The sequence below is a fragment of the Catellatospora sichuanensis genome, assembly GCF_007483665.1.
GTDB classification, from domain to species: Bacteria; Actinomycetota; Actinomycetes; order Mycobacteriales; family Micromonosporaceae; genus Catellatospora; species Catellatospora sichuanensis.
Genome location: NZ_VIQO01000049.1, coordinates 1 through 18,393 on the forward strand (window position 1 = coordinate 1; position 18,393 = coordinate 18,393).

Here is an 18,393-nt window from a genome sequence, read left to right on the forward strand (position 1 = left end):
TACAACGCCAACCGTCTACATTCCACCCTCGGATACCGCACACCCACCGAGGTCCGCCTCGGGTATCGTCACGACCACGCCCTCGCAGCGTGAGAACCCCGGTGTCCGGTCCTGGGGTGGAAGCTCAATGCTCGCCGGACTGCGAGTCCCACGCCTGAGCAACTAGGCCATGTCTAACGGACCCGGGGACGGCAGACGGATCACTGTTGCAAATGACACATGGCCCTCGCCGCGCGCCGCGGCGAGGGCCATGTGTCATCACGGCCGGGCGCAGGGGCGCCCAGCCCAGGGTCGCGATGCCCGCTGCGACGATCACCGACGACACGAAAACAGGGCTGGCGAGCGGCACCGGACGTCCTAATCCGGCGAGTACCGCCAGCGCGTTCCCGGCAGCCAGGCATATGCCGCCTACGGCTTCGGTGTGCCAGAACCGCTGGGCAGGCGCGGCAATCGTCGGCGTGGCGGCGACTGGACGGCATTGCCAGAAGAACACAGCCCACAGTGACGTCTTGACCGCGTTCGTCGCCGGGATGGCCGCCGGTGTCACGATCACGATCACGGCCGTCACCACCGCGACTCCGAGGGCGATCAGCCGGCAAGGACCGGATCGATTGCCGGGCGGGGATGACGGGCGGGAGCCGATCGGCTCATGCAGCCCTCTCACCTACCCGCACACGTTCAGGCACCGGCGCGCCGAGGTGGGTGGGCCGTCGCACGTCGGGCGCGCAGGGGGACTGCACCGCTGGCTGACGGCCGTGCGGCGGCTGTCTGAGTTTCTGCGGAGGCAGAACGTGGTTAAGCAGTCCGAGGTTGCGCAAACAGCGCACAGACAAATTGCCGCCGCCGCCGCGCTCATCTCCCAGCATCACCCCGCCGACAACGGACTTTGCAGATGCGGTCGCGATTTGCCGTGCACCGTCGCCTTGGCATGCGAACGCACCCGCGATCATCACGCCGGTGTGCTGGCCATACTTCACGCCACCATCGAGCTTCCGATCGTTGCTCAGTCCCCGCGTCGCTGAATCACCCGACGTGGGCGGACAAACCGCTTAACCTCTCGGCGGCAACCTCGGACACCGGCCACACTCCGCCGACGGCCGTGCGTGTCTATGCCTGAGCGGCGGAGGTCGGGCCCCGGCGCCGAGCGCATCGCGGTGTGCAACATCCACACCAGTGCCAGAGCCATCCAGACGGCGAGGTAGACGAACGCGGCCGTCGGGGACACGGCCGTCCACAGGATCCCGGCGATCGCGCTGGCGGCGAGGTTGCCTGCGGCTTGGATGGCCGCGAGGAGCCCGAAGGCCGATCCACGGAGCTCGGTCGGCGCGAGTGCGGCGACGGCGGCGTGCTGGGCGGTCTCGACGCAGCCAATGGCCAGACCCGCCGTGGCGAACGGCAGTGCCATCAGCACGATGGTGGTGGTGTCGGCGGCGAAGCCGAGGTAGGCGGCAAGGAACAGGGCTACGCCTGCGGCCAGGACCCAGACTGGTCCCCGTACGCCGATCCGGTCGGCGGTGTACCCGGCCGGCAGCGACGCCAGCGTGGCGGCGAGGTTGTAGACCGCGTACAGCGCCAGGGCGATGGTCGTGGCTGTCGTGGCGCCGTGGTCTGGGGTGAGCTGTTCGGTGGCGCGCAGGATCAGCAGGGTGGCCGCGACGTTGCCGACCTCGAACGCGGTGATCGCACCCATGAGCCGGCCGAGGTCGCCGCGCAGCACGGGCCGGATCCGGATCCGGATCGCGATGCGCTCGGCCTTGGTGGGGCGTGGAGTGTTGCGGATGGCGTAGACGATCGCAGCGGCGGCCAGCAGCCCGGGGATGACCGACAGCGCGATCGCCCACCGCAGGCCGACCGAGGCGACCAGCGCCAGGGCCAGCAGCGGGCCGAAAATCGCGCCCAGGTTGTCCATCATGCGTTCGAAGCCGTACGCCCGCCCGTACGCGGCCGGGTGCACCACGTCGGCCAGCAGCGCGTTGCGGGCCGGCACTCGCAGCCCTCGGGCCGTCCATGCCCCGGCGCGCAGGACACCGACCTGCCACACGCTGGTCGCCACCGATGTCAGCGACGCCCGCACGGCCGTTGCCGCGTATCCACCAACCCGCGCCGGAGCACCCGAACCAGGACGCGACACGTCGGGCCGAGATCGCGCCTGGCCAGCGCCCGTTCGCAGTGGTGTTCGGCTGCTCCGACTCCAGACTGGCGGCAGAGATCATCTTTGATCGTGGCCTGGGTGACCTGTTCGTGGTGCGCACCGCGGGTCACGTGATGGGCGCGGAGGTGCTGGGCAGCATCGAGTACGGGGCAGACGTACTCGACTGCCCGCTGGTACTGGTTCTCGGCCATGACTCGTGCGGCGTGGTGGGCGCCGCCTGCGCCGCGTTGGAGGACGGGATCGCACCAGCGGGCTACGTCCGCGACGTGGTCGAGCGGGTGACGCCCAGCGTGCTCGCGGCCCGAGCCGCAGGCCTGTTCGAGCCCGACGAAATCCTGGCCGAGCACATCAGGCATACGGTCGATCTTCTCCTGGACCGCTCTCGGGTGCTCGCCGAACGGGTAGAAGCAGGCCGGGCCGCCGTCGTTGGCCTGTGCTACCGGCTGGCCGACGGTAGCGCCCAGGTGGTAGCCGCCCGCGGTCTCGACCTCACCGCCAACTCCGCGACCTGATCGCTGACCTGATCAGGCGTCGGCGATGCAGTGGCCAGAACGCGGAGAACTCTTCCTGCCCAAGGAAGCGGGCTCCGCGCTTTCGCCGCGACTCGGCGCAGCCCCGTGACCAGGGGTGACGCGATCGCCGTGTAAGGATCAAGCTGAGTTTGACCCATTGATGCGGGGCAATTGTGGAGCAGATTTGCCCACCAATAATCGAAGCAGCTCGCTACCGGTGATCGCTAGCGAGCTTCTGACCTGCATATATCTGTGGGCGATACTGGGATCGAACCAGTGACCTCTTCCGTGTGAAAAAAAGGGAAGCGTTCATCAAGCCAGTGACCTGCGGTTTCACGGGCGTCCAATCAGGACGTGTATGCAGTTGTGTGCAGTACGCCGCAGCTCAGCGCAGTTGCGTGCAGTTCCGAGCGGGGCCGTGCTCCACGTTTTGCTCCACGCCGCCAGCCCCACCATCCCATCCGTTCCGAGTGACTTGTCTGCGTCCAGACTGCGGCGCACATCCCCAAACCCACAAGCCCACTCCCCCGCCAGAGGTACCTCGGTCCCCCGACGGCATGACGCAGGCGTCACCCAACCGGGCAGACCCCCATGTTAATGATCTCCAGGTGTTGCGGCGGTGGCTGGCCCGGGTTCACGGTGCGGCCGTGTCGAGGGCGATCTCGTGGCTGGCTCCGCCCACCCCGAACCCGAACGTGCTCTCGGTGTGGGGGTTGTAAGTGCCGTATGGCTGTGTGCGTTCGGCTGGCGCGTCGGCCGTGGTGACCGAGTATCCGAAGAGCGGTCCGTACTCGTCGGTGTGCAGACTGTACTGGACCTCCACCTGCTGTTCGCCCATGGTGAGCTTATTGATCAATCCCGTGTTCTCCAGGTGCCATGACTGCAGCAGCGGATAGTCCGAACCGGTACTCTCGCCGAGCAGTGCCCGGTCGGCGAACCCGGTGGCGATCGAGACGTCGACCTCCGCGGTGTCGTACTGCTTCAGCGGGACGAGTGCTGGGAAGCTCTGGGTGTTCTCGCTTCCAGCCTCCAGGTAGTCGCCGGGCTCGTACAGGTAACCTGCCTCGATCAGTTTCGGCGCCGACGACGGCTTTTCGTAACGGGCGGACCAACTGTGTCTGCCCAGGTCATCAATGATGTCCGTGTCCGCTGTGTCGGGGACGTTCGAAACGAGCGGGCGTTTGACCGCCCTGAGCGTGTACGACGATGCCACGAAGACCAGCCGCCGGCTGCTGATGTTCCGCACGGTGACACTGATGTTGACGACGGCGATTTTGCCCAGCTTCGGATCCTGCCGATGACCGCTTACCGTCAGTAGCGCCTGCACCTGCAGTGTCTCCGGCCCCTCGACCGCGCGGAAGGCGCCGCCGATCCACGGCAGCGCGGCAGCCAGGATCGTCGTGACGACCGTGGCCCAAACCGTGGATTGCCGCCCGCCCGGGCGGGCGCCCTTGGCCCAGGCCGAGACTGCGACGGTGAACGGCAACAGTGCCATTGCCATCCAGTAGAGAGCCCGTGGGCTGTAGCCGAATGAGCCCAGCTGAATCAGGCAGATCGCCGAACCGGGAAAGGCCCCCAAGGCGAACCCCACCAGAGCGTAGCCGCGTTCACGAAACCTCGCACCGTCCTTCAGCGCCTTGCCGCCGGCTATGGCCAGCGCCAGGCCCGCGACAGCGACGATCGATCCAACGACCTGCTCCCCGACACGGTCGGCGGCTACCGCGTCGTAGGCACCCACAGTAAGCGCGAATAGGCCGATGAGCAGCGAAACGGTGATCGCCACCCACCGCAGAGCGGCCAATATCCAGCGACCGGCAATGCGCAGTGCGACAGCAGGCGAATGTCGTCTAACACGAGCACGGGGCATTCCCTCATATCTACCGCCACGATCGCCGCTTGCACAGCCACCGTACGGCGCAAATGCACCAACGAGGCCGATCGGGCCAGCGGACTCGCCGCTGATCGTCATCAACACCGCGGCCGTGTTCGCGCTTCAGGCGGCCGCTGCAGCCTGGGAGCTCTAAAGGGGGATGTATTGAGCACTGTAGGCCCGTTCGTAGTCCCGCGGAGGTTCCAATGCCCCTAAGACCAGCGTCCGCCTCCGTTACTCAGCGCTTGTCAGCTTGCCGGCTCACGACCGCCGGCTCGCCCGCCTCGTCGGGTGATGTGTTGACCGGCTTCGGGTTCTCGGCGACCCACCGCAGTACATCTGATACCGCCCTGGTCTGCTCCTGTTCCAGGTACTTCGCACCCGGGCCGGAGACGATGGTCACCTCGGCGGTGGCCAGGATCGGCGGCACGTTCCGTTTTCTCGCCATCGGCTCTTCCTCGTAGTGGCTCGGCGTTCGGAGCTTGCTCGGCACAGGCTACAACCGCAGCTGCGTGGGAAGCGCGACGTGCCGAGCGACTCACCCACTCAAAACACTCGATACATGCGTAATCGCGATAATCTACATCGACTCAACGACGTCCAGCGGACGTACGAGATTGTCTGGCGACGACCTCCAGAAACAGGGCTATGCCCTGCCCTGGAGTGCTGGGTATAGCGTCAGGCCATGAGTCCGTTGCGCAGGTAGTCAGGTCGTCGCAGCCCGCGTCGAGGGCGGTGCGCAGGTTTGCGGCGATGGTCCGCAGGTCCGCGATCTTCGTCTCGATCTCGACGAGTTTGGTCGCGGCGCGTTTCTGCAGGCTGGTGTCAGATCGGCGCCGTTGCGGTGGGTGCCCGACGAGTTCGGCGACCTCGTCGAGGGTGAACCCGAGCCGCTGGGCCGTCCCCGCCCGACGAGGACGTCCGCCACTACAGCGGGCGGATCCCGGACTGGGCGCTGCAGGTGCACCCCCGCGCTGCGTCCGGCACGTCGTCAATCTGTCTGTCGAGCGGGTCAGCCGCCGATATGTCGGCGGCTGAGTTATCGATGAGTGCAGGCGTGCGGCAGGCATCGCGCAGCTAAAGGCCCATGGGTTTTATAACCCTACCCGCGTCACGCTGGTCTGGGTGCGCGCCGGTCGCGGCGACGTTCGAGTTCGTCCGCGTCCACGAAGGTGACCATCTGTGCTCCGGGCACACTCAGCATCACCACGACGAACCTGGTCGTCGCGTCCTGCAGGTTATTGGCGTCCTGGTAGTGGATAAGGTCTCCCCCGGGTTCCCAGAAGGCCTCCCCTGCCCGCAGTACCCGTTCGGGCTCGCCTTCGAGTTCGAACTTCATCTCCCCCTCGAGCATGTAGCCGAAGACAGGACCGGAGTGCCGGTGCGGCGGCAGACCACGCCCTCCGGGCGGTATCTCGACCAGCAGCGTCGTGACCTGTGTGGGCTGCGGGACTGTCGGCGGGGCTTCCTCGGACAGCGTCGTTAGAACCGAGGTGATCGGCCAGGCCGGCTGCGGTGAAGACGTCATGGCTTCACGCTAGGCAGTTCAGCGGCCAGTGAAGGCCGATTCGCCGCTTTGAGGTGGCCTGTCTTGATGCGCCCGCCTGTGTGCTGGTCGCGCGCGGGCATGTCGCCGCGGTGCGTGCCATGCGGATCGCCTGCCGCTCGCCGGGGGTGACGACGGTGCGGCTACCGGGACGAGGCTGCGGCCGGTTGAGCCCGGCGTTGTCCGTAGCAGGTCATACCGCGTGGTTTGAACACGGCCAGGACCGTCGCGGCGAGAAGGACGATGATCGCGGCGACAGCATCGGCGATGAGCTGGATCCGTAGGCCGTGCAGGTCGGTCGCGAGCGCGTCGTGGCTGGTGGCGAGGACGGCGATGGGTTGGGTGTGCACGAGCAGCACCGCGGTGGCGGGGATGGTCAGGATGAGTTTGGCCAGGACCCAGTAGTGGCGTAGCAGTCCCCAGGATGTGCCGAGGGACTGGATGATTCCGGTGGCGAAGGAGGCCAGGGCGAGCGGGACGATGATTGTCCAGGTGATGAGGTCGGCGGCGAGGTAGAGGGCGTGGGCTCGGTCGGGGTCGGTGGTGGTGAGGCCCGCGATGGCCAGGGCGAGGAAGGCCGCGACGGCGCCGAGCCAGCCCAGCGAGGTGGTGACGTGTGCGGTGAGGGCGGTTTTGCGTAGCCGGGGTGGCATGGGCATCAGTGGCCGCCGTGGGTGGGGCTGTTGCCGGTCAGGTGCAGGGCGAGGAACGCTGCGACGAGCAAGATCGCGATGAGGCCGGAGATCTTCACCCAGAGTGGCATGCCCGCTGGCAGCGGGGTGTGGTTCTCGTCGGGGGTGCGCTGGGTCATGTCGACTCCTCGATCAGGGCGTGCTGTTTCCGCCGCCACTTTAACGATACATAGTGTCTTGCACAAGACGATATGTATCTGACCCGACGTCTCGTAGACTGGGCGGGTGCCGAAGCTGTGGAACGCCACCATCGACGCGCACCGCAACGCGGTGCGCGAGGCGGTACTGGACGCCACCGCGAACCTTGTCGCCGCGCACGGGCTGGCGTCGGTGACGATGTCGCAGATCGCCGAGTCCTCCGGCATCGGCCGGGCAACGTTGTACAAGTACTTCCCCGACGTCGAGTCGATCCTGCAGGCGTGGCACGAGCGGCAGGTCGGCGCACACCTGCACCAGCTTCAGGCAGTGCGCGAGCAAGCCGGAGACCCCGGCCGGGCCCTGGTCAGCGTGCTGGAGACGTACGCGCACATCTGCCAGGCCCGCCACGGCGGGGACGTGGCGGCGATGCTGCACCAAGGTCCGCACATGGCCCACGCCCATCAGCACCTACGCGCGCTCGTCGCCGACCTGATCGTTGGCGGCGTACGCACCGGTGACGTGCGCGACGACGTCCCCGCGGCGGAGTTGGCCGCGTTCTGCCTCAACGCTCTGCAGGCCGCCAGCGGTCTGACGTCGAAAGTAGCGCTCGGCCGGCTGGTCGCCGTCACCCTCGCCGGTCTGCGGCCGCCGGCCTGACCCGGCTCGGCTCGCAGGCGCGGTGGCCGCAACCGGCGGCGCCGTCGGACGGTGACGTTTCGACGATGTGCCTGCCGCCATCACAGCTCGGCCTGAGCCTGACGGTATGTGACATCGCGGCAGCTCAGCGAAGTTGTCCTGGCCCTGGGTTGAAACCGGTTCGCCTTTCTTCCTAGGGTTGGTGGCCAACTGCCGCGTACGCCTGGTTGCACCCCCTGCGACCCCGCGGCAGTCACCGCCGCCGGGCTCACCCCGACCTCCGGCCGCGGTCGGCGGCAAAGGAGATCCGGTGTCCCCCCTCCATACCGCGTCCCGCCCGCTCGCGCGGGTCCTGATCGTGGTGGCAGCTTTGACGGCCGGACTGCTCTGCTCGGCCCCCGCGCACGCCGAGCCGACCCCCGCCGAGATCGAGGCCCAGATCCTCACCGCGTGAAACAAGCTCGAGCCGGTGATCGAGGAGTACAACAAGGTCCACGCCGAGCTGAACAAGCTGAAGAAGAAGGCCGCCACCCTGGACGCGAAGCTCGCGCCGCTGCGGCTGACGGTCGAGGTTACCCGGGCCCGGGTCGGCGTCATCGCCTCCGAGTACTACAAAGGCGGCCGCACACAGGAGATCAACTCGCTGCTGTCCACGGGGTCACCTCAGCGGTTCGCCCAGCAGCTGTCGATCCTGACCCAACTGGCCCACGCCAAGCAGCAGGAGATCGCCAAGACGACCGAGGTGAAGGCCGAGTTCGACGAGCAGAAAGCCGCTCTCGACCAGATCATCGCCGACCAGGCGAAGAAGGACGCCGACATGGCGGCCAAGAAGAAGACCATCGAGGCCGACATGGAACGGCTCGCGGCCCTGCGACTCAAGGCATACGGCAGCGGCGGCCCCGGCGGCTCGTTGAAGATCGGCAACCTGTGCCCGGTGCCCGCACTCGGCACGCAGGACAACACGTCCTCGAAGGGCAACACCGCGGCGCTTGCCGCGTGCAAGCAGATCAGCAAGACGTACGTTTTCGGGTCCAACGGCCCGAACACCTTCGACTGCTCGGGCCTGACCCAGTGGGCATGGGCGAAAGCCGGCGTCGAGCTGACCCACTACACCAAGGCCCAGTGGACCGAGGGCAAGCGGGTGAGTACCCCCATCGTCGGCGACCTGGTCTTCTTCTACCCCAACGACGGCCTGCACCATATGGGCATGTACGTCGGGAAGGTCAACGGCAGGCGGGTCATGGTCCACGCACCCCACACCGGCGACGTCGTGCGCATGCAGTACGTCGACGTCATGCCGCTGGCCGGATACGTACGTCCAAGCTGACCGGCGCTCGCGCGTGTACCTTCACTCATCACGTAGGCAAATCGCCAAACCGGCCGAGCTGGTCGCGATGCTGAAGACCTCTCCGCCGGTCTTGGCGCGGCTTAGCACGTCGGGGGTTGTGGCGCACTCAGTCTCATGCCTGCTGCGGCCGGTGGCCGGAGTGGGGCAACGACGTTTCCGGTCGTTGCCCCGCCCGACTGCCCGGCACGCTGCCTGCCGACCCCACGGTGCCTTGAACTTGCCCCGCGTCTGCGCTACCGCACGCTGGGCTGCTCGTCCAGCAACGACCTGAACAGCTGCGACGCGAGGCGCCATCCGTAGTACGTCGTGAACGCGCTGGCCACAGCGGTCAGCACGCCGGTGCCTTCGTAGAAGACCTGAGTCGCTTGCGGCGACCACAGCTGGTAAACGGTCGGCACCACGTCCTGGTCGCCTCCGGGCAGAAAAGTCAGGTTGGACAGGCCTGCCGCCTTGAGCACGTGGTCGAGGAATCCGTCGACGACGCCGAACCACCACACGACCAGCATGTTGAGGAGCAGGTACCCGCCCAGCAGCCACCGGCTGGATCGCCACCGGTAGACGGCTACCAGCACCGATGGCAGCAGGCAAAGCCCGATTGCCGCCGGCAGCGCTCCCGTGCCCAACCGGAACACATGATGAACGCCGGTCGCGACCATGGCAGCGGTGACGGCGACTATAGAACGGCGAAGCGTCCTATCCACGAAGCATCCTTTCCGAACATGATGTCTGGAAACGAACGCTACGTTCATTAGACTCGTGGGACCAGGAACGGTTCTGCCTGGAACAGTTCGATTCGGCACAGCTGACAGACGCTTCGTCCAGCAAAGGACTGTGATGGTGGCCACAACATCCGACCGGCGTGTACGGCGCTCCCAGAACGCGCTCCAAACAGCGCTACTGAGCCTCATGAGCGAGAGGCAGTACGACCAGATAACCGTCCAGGACGTGATAGACCGAGCCGACGTCGGCCGCTCGACTTTCTACGCCCATTACTCCAGCAAAGAGGCGCTACTCAACGCCTCACTCGGTGAACTGCGCACAGTCCTGACCAGCCCTAACGAACAGCCGCTGGGCTTCAGCCTGCCGCTGCTGCGCCACATTGAGCAGCACCGCGCCCTCGGGCAGGCACTATTCGGCTCCGCCCAGCACACCCCGGTCGCGCAGCGCATCATGTCCCTGCTCGAAGAAGCGATCAGGCAAGACCTCCTGCAAGCCCGGCTGACACAGCTGCCGCTGCCGCTCGACGGCTTCACGAAGTACGCCGCCGGCGCCTACCTGGCTATCGTGCAATGGTGGCTTCAAGCGGCAGAACCGATGCAACCGGTGGAACTGGACCGGCTGATGCGCAGGCTGATCCTTGCAGCCACCCACCCCTAAGCGACCGGCGGCAGTCGTCAACGCACACCCTGCCGCCTCCGATCGGTCGCATCACATGCCCACACCGACGCAACCCGCACTCGAACAGTTCATCGGTCGCCTCAAGCAACTGCGGTCCTAACAATCGGTCCGTCCCGGTCCTTAAGGCGCATCACGTCGAACACGATGGTGTAGCGAGCCTTACGCCGGGGCGGGCACCGGGGAAGGCGTGCTCGATGGACCTGGGCCCGCCGCGGACGGCGACTCGGCGGGCCTCGGCGACGGGGATGGCGACGGGCTGGCCGAGGGGGTCGGCGAGCTGCTCGCCGAGGGCAAGGAACTAGCCGACGGCCGCGGCGATGTGGTCTGCGTCGGCGCCGGGCCGCTGGTCTGCGTCGGGCCGGGCTGGTTCGGCGCCGGCAGCGCGTCCACCACCCGGGTGGCGAAGTCGACAGAACTCAGATTGACAGTCGAGATCCTCACCACATCGCCCGTAGTGCGTGCCTGTACCACGCGGCCGTCGCCCATATACATGGCCACATGGTGGATGGTGCGCCAATCGGCGGGATCGGTGGCGTAGAAGAGCAGGTCACCCGGCAGCAGCGCGTTCTTGCTGACCGTCTTGTGCCGGGTCCCGTAGTACTGGTCCTTGGCGACTCGGTTGAGCCTGACGCCGGACGAAAGGTACGAAGCCAGCATCAAGCCCGAGCAGTCATAGGTATTGGGGCCCTCGTCGCCCCAGCGGTAGGGCTTGCCACGCTGGCTGAGCGCGAACATGACGGCCTGGCGCGCCTTGGTATGCGCGACCAGTCCGGCGTTGCTCTTGCCGGCGTCGTAGCCACCGAGGTTCTGCTGCTCGAGCTCTCGCACGCGGTCGGCTTCGGACTGCAGCTCAGCGAGGCGCCGCTTGAGCTCTAGGAAGGCGACCTCCTTACGCTTGAACTCCGTCTCCACCGCCGCGTAGGCCGAGGAAGCCTGCTGCTCGGCCGTGATGGCGGCCGTGAGCACCGTGTACGCCTGGCGCTCCTCCTGCTGGGCGCGCGCGAGGTCGTTGAGCACGGCCTCGGTCTCCGGCGTCGCCTCGTTGCGCGGGATGAGCTGCTCGAGCTCGTTGAGCGACTCGCCCAGCCGGGGCGGTGCCTTGACCGCGGCCTGGTAGGCGGCCACCGCTGCGGCCTCGGCTGCCTTCTTGGCCTCACGCAGGGTATCGGCGGTGGCCCGCCACGCGTAGTCGGCCACGGCCTTGGCCACGAGGGCGTTGGCGTACGTCTGATACAGCTCGCTGCGGCGCGCACCGAGCACGGACAGTTCAAGCTCGGCGGCGGTGTACTGGGCCAGCAGCACGGCCTGGGCGGTCGTCGGCTGAGTGCGGGGCTGGCTCAGCGAGCCGAGCGGCAGTGCCGGCAGCCCGTCGGGCTGGGGGCGGGAGCCCGCGTCGGGGATCGACGTGATGTTCGAACCGACGGGCGCCTCGGCGCCGGCGGGCACAGCGATGCCACCTGCGATAAGTGCGCTCAGAACGGCGCTGCCCAGCGCAACCTGGCTCTGCCGTCGAGTCTGTCCACTTCGGCGCTTGGACATCAGTGGCCCGCCCTCCCCTGGTTGGTCCCACGATGTTCCTACCGGAAGTCAGGATCTGTGTCGACCCTTCTGCGCCGGTGCCATCAAGCTGTACACCAGCTGTGAGGGCAGCGCCGTTGATGCCGCGGCGGCATCGCACGCACCGAGGCGTTGGTCGGGAGAGGTCCGTTGGCCAGCACTTGCCCGGCCCCGGCGATGCCCGCGCAAGGCCCAAACCCAGTACCTGCGCCTCCGTGTCACCGAGCTGCTCGCCGACGCCGCGAGCTCAGGGGACGTCCGCAGTGACGTTGCCTGCGGCGAAACGGGCCGGATGCCGCATCAGCGCCTGCAGGGCATGAGGCGGGCTGACGGCGAATGTCGCCGTCAGCCCGTCTCATCGCGGTCGCTCTCGCCGTGCTGCGCCCGACGGTCTGACCCGCTTCAGCTGGCAACCGCCGTGGTGGCAGGCGTACGTGCGGGCTGCGGCACGGGCGGGGTGTGCCGGCGCAGCAGCAGCGCGTTGAAGGTGACGATGATGGTGGAGGCGCTCATCAGCAGCGCCGCCCACTGCGGCTGCAGCAGGATCCCCAGACTCGTGTAGAACACTCCGGCTGCGACCGGAATGGCGAGGAGGTTGTAGATCGCGGCCCAGAACAGGTTCTGCTTGATCTTCTTTCGGACGGCGCGGGCGATGCTCAGGGCGTAGGCGACGTCGGCAGGGTTGTCACGGATGAGCACGACATCAGCGGTCTCCACGGCCACGTCGGTGCCCGCGCCGATCGCCATGCCGATGTCGGCCTGCGCCAGGGCGGGGGCGTCGTTGACACCGTCGCCGACCATCGCCACCTTCGCGCCGCCCTGCTGCAGCTTGGCGATGTGGCCGGCTTTTTCTGCGGGCAGGACTTCGGCGATGACGGTGTCAATGCCCAACTGCCGGGCGACCGCCTCGGCGGTGGAGCGCTGGTCGCCGGTCAGCATGACCGTGCGCACGCCTGCGGCGTGCAGCGCCGCGATCGCGGCCTTGGCGGAGTCGCGGATCGGGTCGGCGACCGCGACGACGCCCAGCGCACGGCCGTTGGCCGCGACGTACATGGCGGTCTTGCCGTCGCCGGCCAGCGCCAGCCCGGCGCCGGTCAGCCCGCTGATGTCGATGTTGTCGCGCTGCATTAGCCGGGCGTTGCCGATGAGCACCTTGCGGCCTTCGACGGTGGCCTGGACGCCGTGGCCGGGTACCGAGTCGAAAACCTCGGGCGGGTTGACGGTGACGCCGCGCTGACGGGCGGCGTCGACGATCGCCGCGGCAAGAGGGTGCTGGGACGGCTGGTCGGCACCGGCAGCCAGGCGCAGCAGTTCTTCATCGGTGACGCCGTCGGCGGGCACGAGGTCGGTGACGGTGGGTTTGCCGGCGGTCAGCGTGCCGGTCTTGTCGAACACGACCGTGTCGATACCGGCGGTCATTTCGAGGGCGGTGGCGTTCTTGAACAGCACCCCGCCGCGGGCGCCCTGCCCGACGCCGACGGTGATCGCGGTCGGGGTGGCCAACGCGAGGGCATCGGGGCAGGCGATGACGATCGCCGACACCGCGGCGGTCAGCGCGAACCCGACCCCGTGTGCGCCCCACAGCATCCACGCGGCGAAGGTCAGCGCGCCCGCGGCGAGCGCGACGTAGACGAGGTACTTGCCGGCGGTGTCGGCCAGCCGCTGCGCGGGGGCCTTGGATGCTTGTGCGTTGCGGACCATCTGCACGATGCGGGCCAGTGCGGTGTCGGCGCCGACCGCGGTGGCGGTGAACGTGAACGCGCCGGTGGTGTTGATCGTGCCGCCGACCACCGGGTCGCCCGGCCGCTTGACGACCGGCACCGGCTCGCCGGTGATCATCGACTCGTCGACGTAGGACTCCCCGTCGGCGACGGTGCCGTCGACGGGGATCTTCGCGCCCGGCTTCACGACGATCACGTCACCGGTGACCACCCGGTCCAGGGGGATCTCGGTCTCCTGGCCGACGCGGCGCACGATCGCCGTCGGCGGTGCCAGTTGCAGTAGCGCCTCGACGGCTCGGCCGGTGGCGAAGCGTGAGCGCATCTCCAGCCAGTGCCCGAGCAGGCTCAGCGTGGTCAGCATCGCGGCGGCTTCAAAGAACACCTCATGCCCGCCGAGCAGCGTCGAGGCGACGGAGTACAGGTAGGCCACGAGGATGCCGACGGCGATCAGGGTCATCATGGTGACCTCGCCGTGACGCAGCGAGCGGGCCGCCGAGGAGATGAACGGCCAGCCGCCCCACCACACGACGGGGGTGGCCAGGATCAGCCCGAACCAGCCCATGGAAAGCCCGAACGGCGGCTGCGACGGGAACCCGAACACCTCCCCGATCGGCGAGAACAACACGATCGGGATGGTCAGGACCGCGCTGATGACGAAGCGGCGCAGCATCGAGGCGACCATGTCCGCGCCGTGTCCGGCGTGCTCGTCGTAGCCGGCGTGCTCGTCGTGGCCAGCGTGCTCGTCGTGCTCGGCCGGGTGTGTCTGGTCGGCGGCCGGCGGGTGCTGCATCGTCGCCGTTGGCGACTGGTGGGCGTGGCCGCCGGCCGGGTCGTCGGCCGGCCGGCTGGCGGCGGTGTGGCTGGGGTGGTGGGCGTGGGCATCCGGCTCGTCGGGATGGCCGGCGGCCGGGTGCCCGGGCTGGCAGCACGAGGCCGGGCAGTCGGCGCATTCGCAGCCGTAGCCGCGCCCGCGCAGCAACGCCTGGATGCCGGGGGCGTCAATGCGTTCCGGGTCGTAGCCGATGTGCAGGACGGAGCGGGTGCGGTCGGCTACCGCGGTCGTGATGCCGGGCTGTGCGATGAGGCACCGCTCGAGGGCGGCCAGTTCGGTGGCGCAGAAGCAGAATTCCAATGCGATCTCGGCGACATGGCCGCCGTGCGCGCTGTTGTGGGCCTGGTGGCCTTGGCCGGAGTGTTGGTGTCTCATTGCGGTTCCCCAGTCCCGTCTTCGCTAGATCCACTTCCGAACATACCCCGTGGGGGTAAGTCGGGCGCGCGATTTGATCATTATTTGGGAAGCTTGCTGGTGGCGTTTCCGGCCTTGGCGGGCAGCGCGGTGGTGCCGGCTCCCCGCCACGGGCAAGCGGTCAGGCTCGTGTCCGGACCGCGAGGGCTTCCTGCTCGGCGGTCGTCTGCTCTGTTGTGGCCTGCTGTGAGGTTGGCGATGGCGTGCGGAGGGTGATGGCGGCCAGCACGGCGGCCGCGGCCGCGATGACGGCGGCGCCGGTGAACGCGGCGGAGAATCCGCCGGTCAGTGCGTCAGGGTCGCCGAGTGCGGTGGCGCCGTGGGAGGCGGCCAGGGCGGTCATCGCGGCCAGGCCGAGCGCGGAGCCGACCTGGTAGCTGGTGTTGACCAGGCCGGAGGCCAGGCCGCCGTCGGCTGGGGGTGCGGCGGAGATCGCCGTGCCCAGCGACGGGATGAACGCCAGGGCCATGCCGGTCGCGGCCAGTAGCGAGGCTGCGAGGACGTCGGCGGTGAAGCTGCCGTCGGCGCGGACCAGGGCCAGCCAGCCGATACCTGCGGCCAGGATCGCCAGCCCCGTGACGGTGGTCGCCTTCGGGCCGAACCGGGCGATGACCCGCGGCGCGAGCGTGATCATGGCGGCCATGATGAGCAGGGTCATCGGCAGCAGTGCCGCCCCGGCCGGCAGGGCGCTGTAGCCGAGGACCTGCTGCAGGTAGAGGTTGAGGAAGAACCACATCGGGATCCACGCCGCGCCCAGCAGTGCCTGGGCGAGGTTGGCCGCGGTGAGGTTCGGCGCCCGCAGCAGCGACAGGCGCAGCAGCGGCGCCCGCCGCACACCCTGGATGATCACGAAGGCGGCCAGCAGAGCGGTCGCTGCCCCGAGCACGGCCCAGATGTGGGGGGAGGTCCAGCCGCGTTCGGGTGCGGCGACGATGCCGTACACCAATGCGGCCAGGCCGGCGGTCACGGTGAGCGCGCCGGCCCAGTCGACGCTGCCGCGGGCTCGGGTACCTGCCGGCATCAGCGCCGGGGCGGCGATGACGGCGGCGATGGCGACCGGGATGTTGAGGTAGAAGATCCACGGCCAGGACAGGTACTGGGTGATGAGGCCGCCGAGGAACACCCCAGCGGTGCCGCCGGCTGGGGCGGCCGCGCCGTACAGGGCCAGAGCGCGGGTCAGCTCGCGCGGGTTGGCGCCGAACAGCATCATCAGCAGTGTCAGCGACGACGGGGCGATCAGCGCGGCGCCGGCGCCTTGCACAGCGCGGGCGCTCAGTTCGGTCGCGACGTCTCCGGCGGCGCCGGCGGCTGCGGAGCCGGCGAGCAGGATCAGCCAGCCCGTGATGAACATGCGCCGGGCGCCGAACAGGTCCGACAGGCGCCCGCCGAGCAGCAGCAGGCCGCCGAAGGCGATCACGTAGGCGTTGAACACCCAGGACAGGTTTTCCTGGGTGAAGCCGAGCTGGTCCTGAATGTGGGGCAGGGCGACGCCGATGATCGACGTGTCCATGATGACCATGAACTGTGCGGCGGCGATGAGCGCCAGGGCCCACGAGCGCCGCGGTTGCGTTGACATGACTTCGGGTCCCTTCAAGGTTCCGGCCGCGTGGGGCCGGCGGGTTCTAGGGGTGTGCGGTGTAGCCGGCGGCGGTGACGGCCGCGGTGATCTCGGCCGGGCTCGCGGTGCCGGCGACGGTGAGGGTGGCGGCGGCCAGGTCGACCGTGGCGTCGGTGACACCCGGCACGGCCCGCGCCGCGGCGGTCACGCGGGCGGCACACGAGCCGCAGGTCATCCCGGACACGGTGTAGGCGCGGCCGATGGCCGAAACGGTGGTGGTCGAACAGGTGCCGTTGTCGCAGCAGCCCATGACAGAACCCCTCTCAGATACCCATACCCGGTGGGGGTATAGCGTCTTCGGCAACGTAGCATACCCCCCGGGGGTTTCGCTATAGTGGTGTCATGACGACGCACACCCACGCCCCGACCACGCCCGCGACGGGCACCCCGACCCGCGGCTACACCGCGACCAAGGACCAGCTGCTCACCCGCATCCGCCGCATCGAGGGCCAGGTGCGCGGCATCGAGAAAATGGTCGAAGACGACCGCTACTGCATCGACGTGCTCACCCAGATCTCAGCGATCCAGGCTGCGCTGGACAAGGTCGGCCTGGGCCTGCTGGACGGCCACGCCCGCCACTGCATGCAGGCCGGCGCCGAGCAGGGCCGCTCCGAGGAGATGGCCACCGAGATGATGGCCGCGGTCGGGCGGTTGATGAAGCGCGGCTGAACGGGTCACCGCGTCGTGTGACGGCGGATGCAGGGCTGGGCCCTGCACCCGCCGCGTTGGTGTTACTTCAGCCGGTCGAGGATCTGCTGCAGCGTGGCGATCTCGGCGGTCTGATCCTTCTCGATCTTCGCCGCGAGCTCCTTGGCCGCGCGGTCCGAGCCGTTGGCCTGCTCGGTCTTGGCCATCGTGATCGCACCCTGGTGGTGGGCGATCATCATGCGGACGAACTCGCGATCGAACGCCGCGCCCGACATGCCTTCCAGCGCGGCCATCTGCTCGTCGGTCATCATGCCGGGCATCGACTGCATGTTGCCCATGTCGTGACCCGGCATGGCGGTCGGCTGACCCCACGCCTTGAGCCAGCTCTGCATGGTCTCGATCTCAGGGCCCTGCGCCGTCTTGATCTGCGTGGCGAGCTGGGCGACCTGCGGGTCGGCGGCCCTGGTCGCGGCGAGTTCGGACATGCGCACCGCCTGCTGGTGGTGCGGGATCATGGCCTGGGCGAACGTGACGTCTGCGGCGTTGTGGGCCGACCCGGCCGGGATCGACGGCGCCGGTGTGCCGCCGTGGCCGCTGTTGCCACCGTGCTCGCCAGCGGCCGAACAGCCGGCCGCGAACAGGGCAGCGGTGAGGGAGCCGGTCAGCAGCAGCCGCCGGACGATGTTCTTGTTCATGGTTGAGCCTTCCATCGGTCTGCCGGACGTGAGGTGTTCCGTGCGGCCGCCACAGGTGGGCCGCAGGGGTCGTCTCACGTCCGAGACACCGACAGGCGGGCAAGGCGCAGGCGCAGCGGATCCACCGCAGGCGGGCCGCGCGAGCAGGCGGACGCCGCTGCGGCCGGCCGTGGCGGATGGACGCGGCCGGCCGCTCGGCGCAGCCAGAACAGGGCGATCGCGAGCAGGGCCAGTGCCGACAGCACGGCCATGCAGACGCTGAAGGCCTGCCATGGCTGGTGGTCGCCGCAGCCGTGGCAGTCGTCCGGCTGGAACGCGGGGACCGCTGTGGGCGCGGTGTGGCTGTAGGCGCCTGCCGCGTCGGGGTGGTGGGGGCCTGCGTGGGCTGCGTGGCCGAAGGTGTGCATGAGGGTGAGGCCGAAAAGCACTGCCATCAGCAGCACTCGCAGCGTCACCCGGTGCACGTCGGTCACCTTTCCACCGTAGCCAACCCTCGCCCGCGCAGCGGGCGATCGCGTCTGCGGCCAGGGTGCCACGTGCTGCGGCCAGGATACCGGCGGGGGGTATCTTCGGCGACGAGCAGGCGCTTCGTCGACCGGCCGGTGTTCGACGGCCG

At 68.5% G+C, this 18,393-nt stretch carries 21 protein-coding genes; 7 read left to right on the top strand and 14 right to left on the bottom strand.

All coding sequences use genetic code 11. The features are described 5' to 3' along the window. Positions 1–509 precede the first annotated feature (509 nt). Positions 510–1,022, top strand: a complete 513-nt coding sequence (locus FLL47_RS40785; RefSeq protein WP_144128051.1) for a hypothetical protein — start codon at positions 510–512, stop codon at positions 1,020–1,022. Here FLL47_RS40785 and FLL47_RS40790 read toward each other — a convergent pair. Further along, positions 1,004–2,053: an MFS transporter gene (locus tag FLL47_RS40790; protein WP_222106428.1), complete on the bottom strand. Its 1,050-nt coding sequence runs from the start codon at positions 2,051–2,053 to the stop codon at positions 1,004–1,006. The two genes, FLL47_RS40785 and FLL47_RS40790, sit on opposite strands and share 19 nt — an antisense overlap. A gap of 2 nt (positions 2,054–2,055) precedes the next feature. On the opposite strand from FLL47_RS40790, the gene FLL47_RS40795 reads away from it, so the two are divergent. Beyond that, positions 2,056–2,664: a carbonic anhydrase gene (locus tag FLL47_RS40795; protein ID WP_222106429.1), complete on the top strand. Its 609-nt coding sequence runs from the start codon at positions 2,056–2,058 to the stop codon at positions 2,662–2,664. A gap of 634 nt (positions 2,665–3,298) precedes the next feature. Here the strand turns inward: FLL47_RS40795 and FLL47_RS40800 are convergent. The 6 genes from FLL47_RS40800 to FLL47_RS40825 all read right to left on the bottom strand — a co-directional run bounded on the left by FLL47_RS40800 (position 3,299) and on the right by FLL47_RS40825 (position 6,891). Beyond that, on the bottom strand, positions 3,299–4,447 hold the full coding sequence (locus tag FLL47_RS40800; RefSeq protein WP_144128053.1) for a hypothetical protein: 1,149 nt from the start codon (positions 4,445–4,447) through the stop codon (positions 3,299–3,301). A gap of 325 nt (positions 4,448–4,772) precedes the next feature. Then, positions 4,773–4,982, bottom strand: coding sequence for a hypothetical protein (locus FLL47_RS40805; RefSeq protein WP_144128054.1), 210 nt, complete (start codon positions 4,980–4,982; stop codon positions 4,773–4,775). A 142-nt stretch (positions 4,983–5,124) separates the two neighbouring features. After that, positions 5,125–5,604, bottom strand: a complete 480-nt coding sequence (locus tag FLL47_RS40810; protein ID WP_144128055.1) for a MerR family DNA-binding protein — start codon at positions 5,602–5,604, stop codon at positions 5,125–5,127. A gap of 41 nt (positions 5,605–5,645) precedes the next feature. Continuing rightward, entirely contained in the window at positions 5,646–6,062 is a 417-nt protein-coding gene (locus FLL47_RS40815) for a cupin domain-containing protein (protein ID WP_144128056.1), read from the bottom strand. Positions 6,063–6,223: 161 nt separating this feature from the next. After that, positions 6,224–6,739, bottom strand: coding sequence for a DUF2269 domain-containing protein (locus tag FLL47_RS40820; RefSeq protein WP_222106430.1), 516 nt, complete (start codon positions 6,737–6,739; stop codon positions 6,224–6,226). Next, positions 6,739–6,891, bottom strand: coding sequence for a DotU family type IV/VI secretion system protein (locus FLL47_RS40825; RefSeq protein ID WP_144128057.1), 153 nt, complete (start codon positions 6,889–6,891; stop codon positions 6,739–6,741). Before FLL47_RS40825 ends, FLL47_RS40820 begins: the two co-directional genes overlap by 1 nt. Before the next feature lie 106 nt (positions 6,892–6,997). Here FLL47_RS40825 and FLL47_RS40830 point away from each other — a divergent pair, with 106 nt between their 5' ends. The 3 genes from FLL47_RS40830 to FLL47_RS40835 all read left to right on the top strand — a co-directional run bounded on the left by FLL47_RS40830 (position 6,998) and on the right by FLL47_RS40835 (position 8,873). After that, positions 6,998–7,567, top strand: a complete 570-nt coding sequence (locus FLL47_RS40830; RefSeq protein WP_144128058.1) for a TetR/AcrR family transcriptional regulator — start codon at positions 6,998–7,000, stop codon at positions 7,565–7,567. Between the two features lie 289 nt (positions 7,568–7,856). Next, positions 7,857–8,000, top strand: coding sequence for a hypothetical protein (locus tag FLL47_RS43470; RefSeq protein ID WP_186316222.1), 144 nt, complete (start codon positions 7,857–7,859; stop codon positions 7,998–8,000). A 15-nt stretch (positions 8,001–8,015) separates the two neighbouring features. After that, positions 8,016–8,873 carry a C40 family peptidase gene (locus FLL47_RS40835; RefSeq protein ID WP_144128059.1) on the top strand — a complete coding sequence of 286 codons (858 nt, stop codon included), beginning with the start codon at positions 8,016–8,018 and terminating at the stop codon, positions 8,871–8,873. Between the two features lie 254 nt (positions 8,874–9,127). Here FLL47_RS40835 and FLL47_RS40840 read toward each other — a convergent pair whose 3' ends face one another. Next, the gene (locus FLL47_RS40840; protein ID WP_144128060.1) at positions 9,128–9,595 is read right to left on the bottom strand and encodes a hypothetical protein; all 468 of its coding nucleotides are present in this window, start codon (positions 9,593–9,595) and stop codon (positions 9,128–9,130) included. 205 nt (positions 9,596–9,800) lie between these two features. On the opposite strand from FLL47_RS40840, the gene FLL47_RS43475 reads away from it, so the two are divergent. Beyond that, positions 9,801–10,271, top strand: coding sequence for a TetR/AcrR family transcriptional regulator (locus FLL47_RS43475; protein WP_222106434.1), 471 nt, complete (start codon positions 9,801–9,803; stop codon positions 10,269–10,271). Positions 10,272–10,451: 180 nt separating this feature from the next. Here FLL47_RS43475 and FLL47_RS40850 read toward each other — a convergent pair whose 3' ends face one another. The 4 genes from FLL47_RS40850 to FLL47_RS40865 form a co-directional block, all read right to left on the bottom strand. After that, positions 10,452–11,738, bottom strand: a complete 1,287-nt coding sequence (locus FLL47_RS40850; RefSeq protein ID WP_186316224.1) for a C40 family peptidase — start codon at positions 11,736–11,738, stop codon at positions 10,452–10,454. 513 nt (positions 11,739–12,251) lie between these two features. Then, positions 12,252–14,777 carry a copper-translocating P-type ATPase gene (locus FLL47_RS40855; protein WP_144128062.1) on the bottom strand — a complete coding sequence of 842 codons (2,526 nt, stop codon included), beginning with the start codon at positions 14,775–14,777 and terminating at the stop codon, positions 12,252–12,254. 160 nt (positions 14,778–14,937) lie between these two features. Then, on the bottom strand, positions 14,938–16,392 hold the full coding sequence (locus FLL47_RS40860) for an MFS transporter (protein WP_144128063.1): 1,455 nt from the start codon (positions 16,390–16,392) through the stop codon (positions 14,938–14,940). A gap of 46 nt (positions 16,393–16,438) precedes the next feature. After that, positions 16,439–16,684, bottom strand: a complete 246-nt coding sequence (locus tag FLL47_RS40865; protein WP_144128064.1) for a heavy-metal-associated domain-containing protein — start codon at positions 16,682–16,684, stop codon at positions 16,439–16,441. Positions 16,685–16,776: 92 nt separating this feature from the next. On the opposite strand from FLL47_RS40865, the gene FLL47_RS40870 reads away from it, so the two are divergent. After that, positions 16,777–17,103 carry a metal-sensitive transcriptional regulator gene (locus tag FLL47_RS40870; protein ID WP_144128065.1) on the top strand — a complete coding sequence of 109 codons (327 nt, stop codon included), beginning with the start codon at positions 16,777–16,779 and terminating at the stop codon, positions 17,101–17,103. 62 nt (positions 17,104–17,165) lie between these two features. Here the strand turns inward: FLL47_RS40870 and FLL47_RS40875 are convergent, their stop codons facing one another. Then, entirely contained in the window at positions 17,166–17,777 is a 612-nt protein-coding gene (locus tag FLL47_RS40875) for a DUF305 domain-containing protein (protein ID WP_144128066.1), read from the bottom strand. Positions 17,778–17,851: 74 nt separating this feature from the next. After that, positions 17,852–18,250 carry a DUF6153 family protein gene (locus FLL47_RS40880; protein ID WP_144128067.1) on the bottom strand — a complete coding sequence of 133 codons (399 nt, stop codon included), beginning with the start codon at positions 18,248–18,250 and terminating at the stop codon, positions 17,852–17,854. Positions 18,251–18,393 lie beyond the last annotated feature (143 nt).

Bases quoted from the DNA above. Each gene is read 5' to 3' on its own strand.
- FLL47_RS40810 (WP_144128055.1), bottom strand. From the start codon at position 5,604: ATGCCTGCCGCACGCCTGCACTCATCGATAACTCAGCCGCCGACATAT.
- FLL47_RS40805 (WP_144128054.1), bottom strand. From the start codon at position 4,982: ATGGCGAGAAAACGGAACGTGCCGCCGATCCTGGCCACCGCCGAGGTG.
- FLL47_RS43475 (WP_222106434.1), top strand. From the start codon at position 9,801: ATGAGCGAGAGGCAGTACGACCAGATAACCGTCCAGGACGTGATAGAC.
- FLL47_RS40860 (WP_144128063.1), bottom strand. From the start codon at position 16,392: ATGTCAACGCAACCGCGGCGCTCGTGGGCCCTGGCGCTCATCGCCGCC.
- FLL47_RS40865 (WP_144128064.1), bottom strand. From the start codon at position 16,684: ATGGGCTGCTGCGACAACGGCACCTGTTCGACCACCACCGTTTCGGCC.
- FLL47_RS40795 (WP_222106429.1), top strand. From the start codon at position 2,056: ATGTCAGCGACGCCCGCACGGCCGTTGCCGCGTATCCACCAACCCGCG.
- FLL47_RS40855 (WP_144128062.1), bottom strand. From the start codon at position 14,777: ATGAGACACCAACACTCCGGCCAAGGCCACCAGGCCCACAACAGCGCG.
- FLL47_RS40825 (WP_144128057.1), bottom strand. From the start codon at position 6,891: ATGACCCAGCGCACCCCCGACGAGAACCACACCCCGCTGCCAGCGGGC.
- FLL47_RS40820 (WP_222106430.1), bottom strand. From the start codon at position 6,739: ATGCCCATGCCACCCCGGCTACGCAAAACCGCCCTCACCGCACACGTC.
- FLL47_RS40875 (WP_144128066.1), bottom strand. From the start codon at position 17,777: ATGAACAAGAACATCGTCCGGCGGCTGCTGCTGACCGGCTCCCTCACC.
- FLL47_RS40815 (WP_144128056.1), bottom strand. From the start codon at position 6,062: ATGACGTCTTCACCGCAGCCGGCCTGGCCGATCACCTCGGTTCTAACG.
- FLL47_RS40870 (WP_144128065.1), top strand. From the start codon at position 16,777: ATGACGACGCACACCCACGCCCCGACCACGCCCGCGACGGGCACCCCG.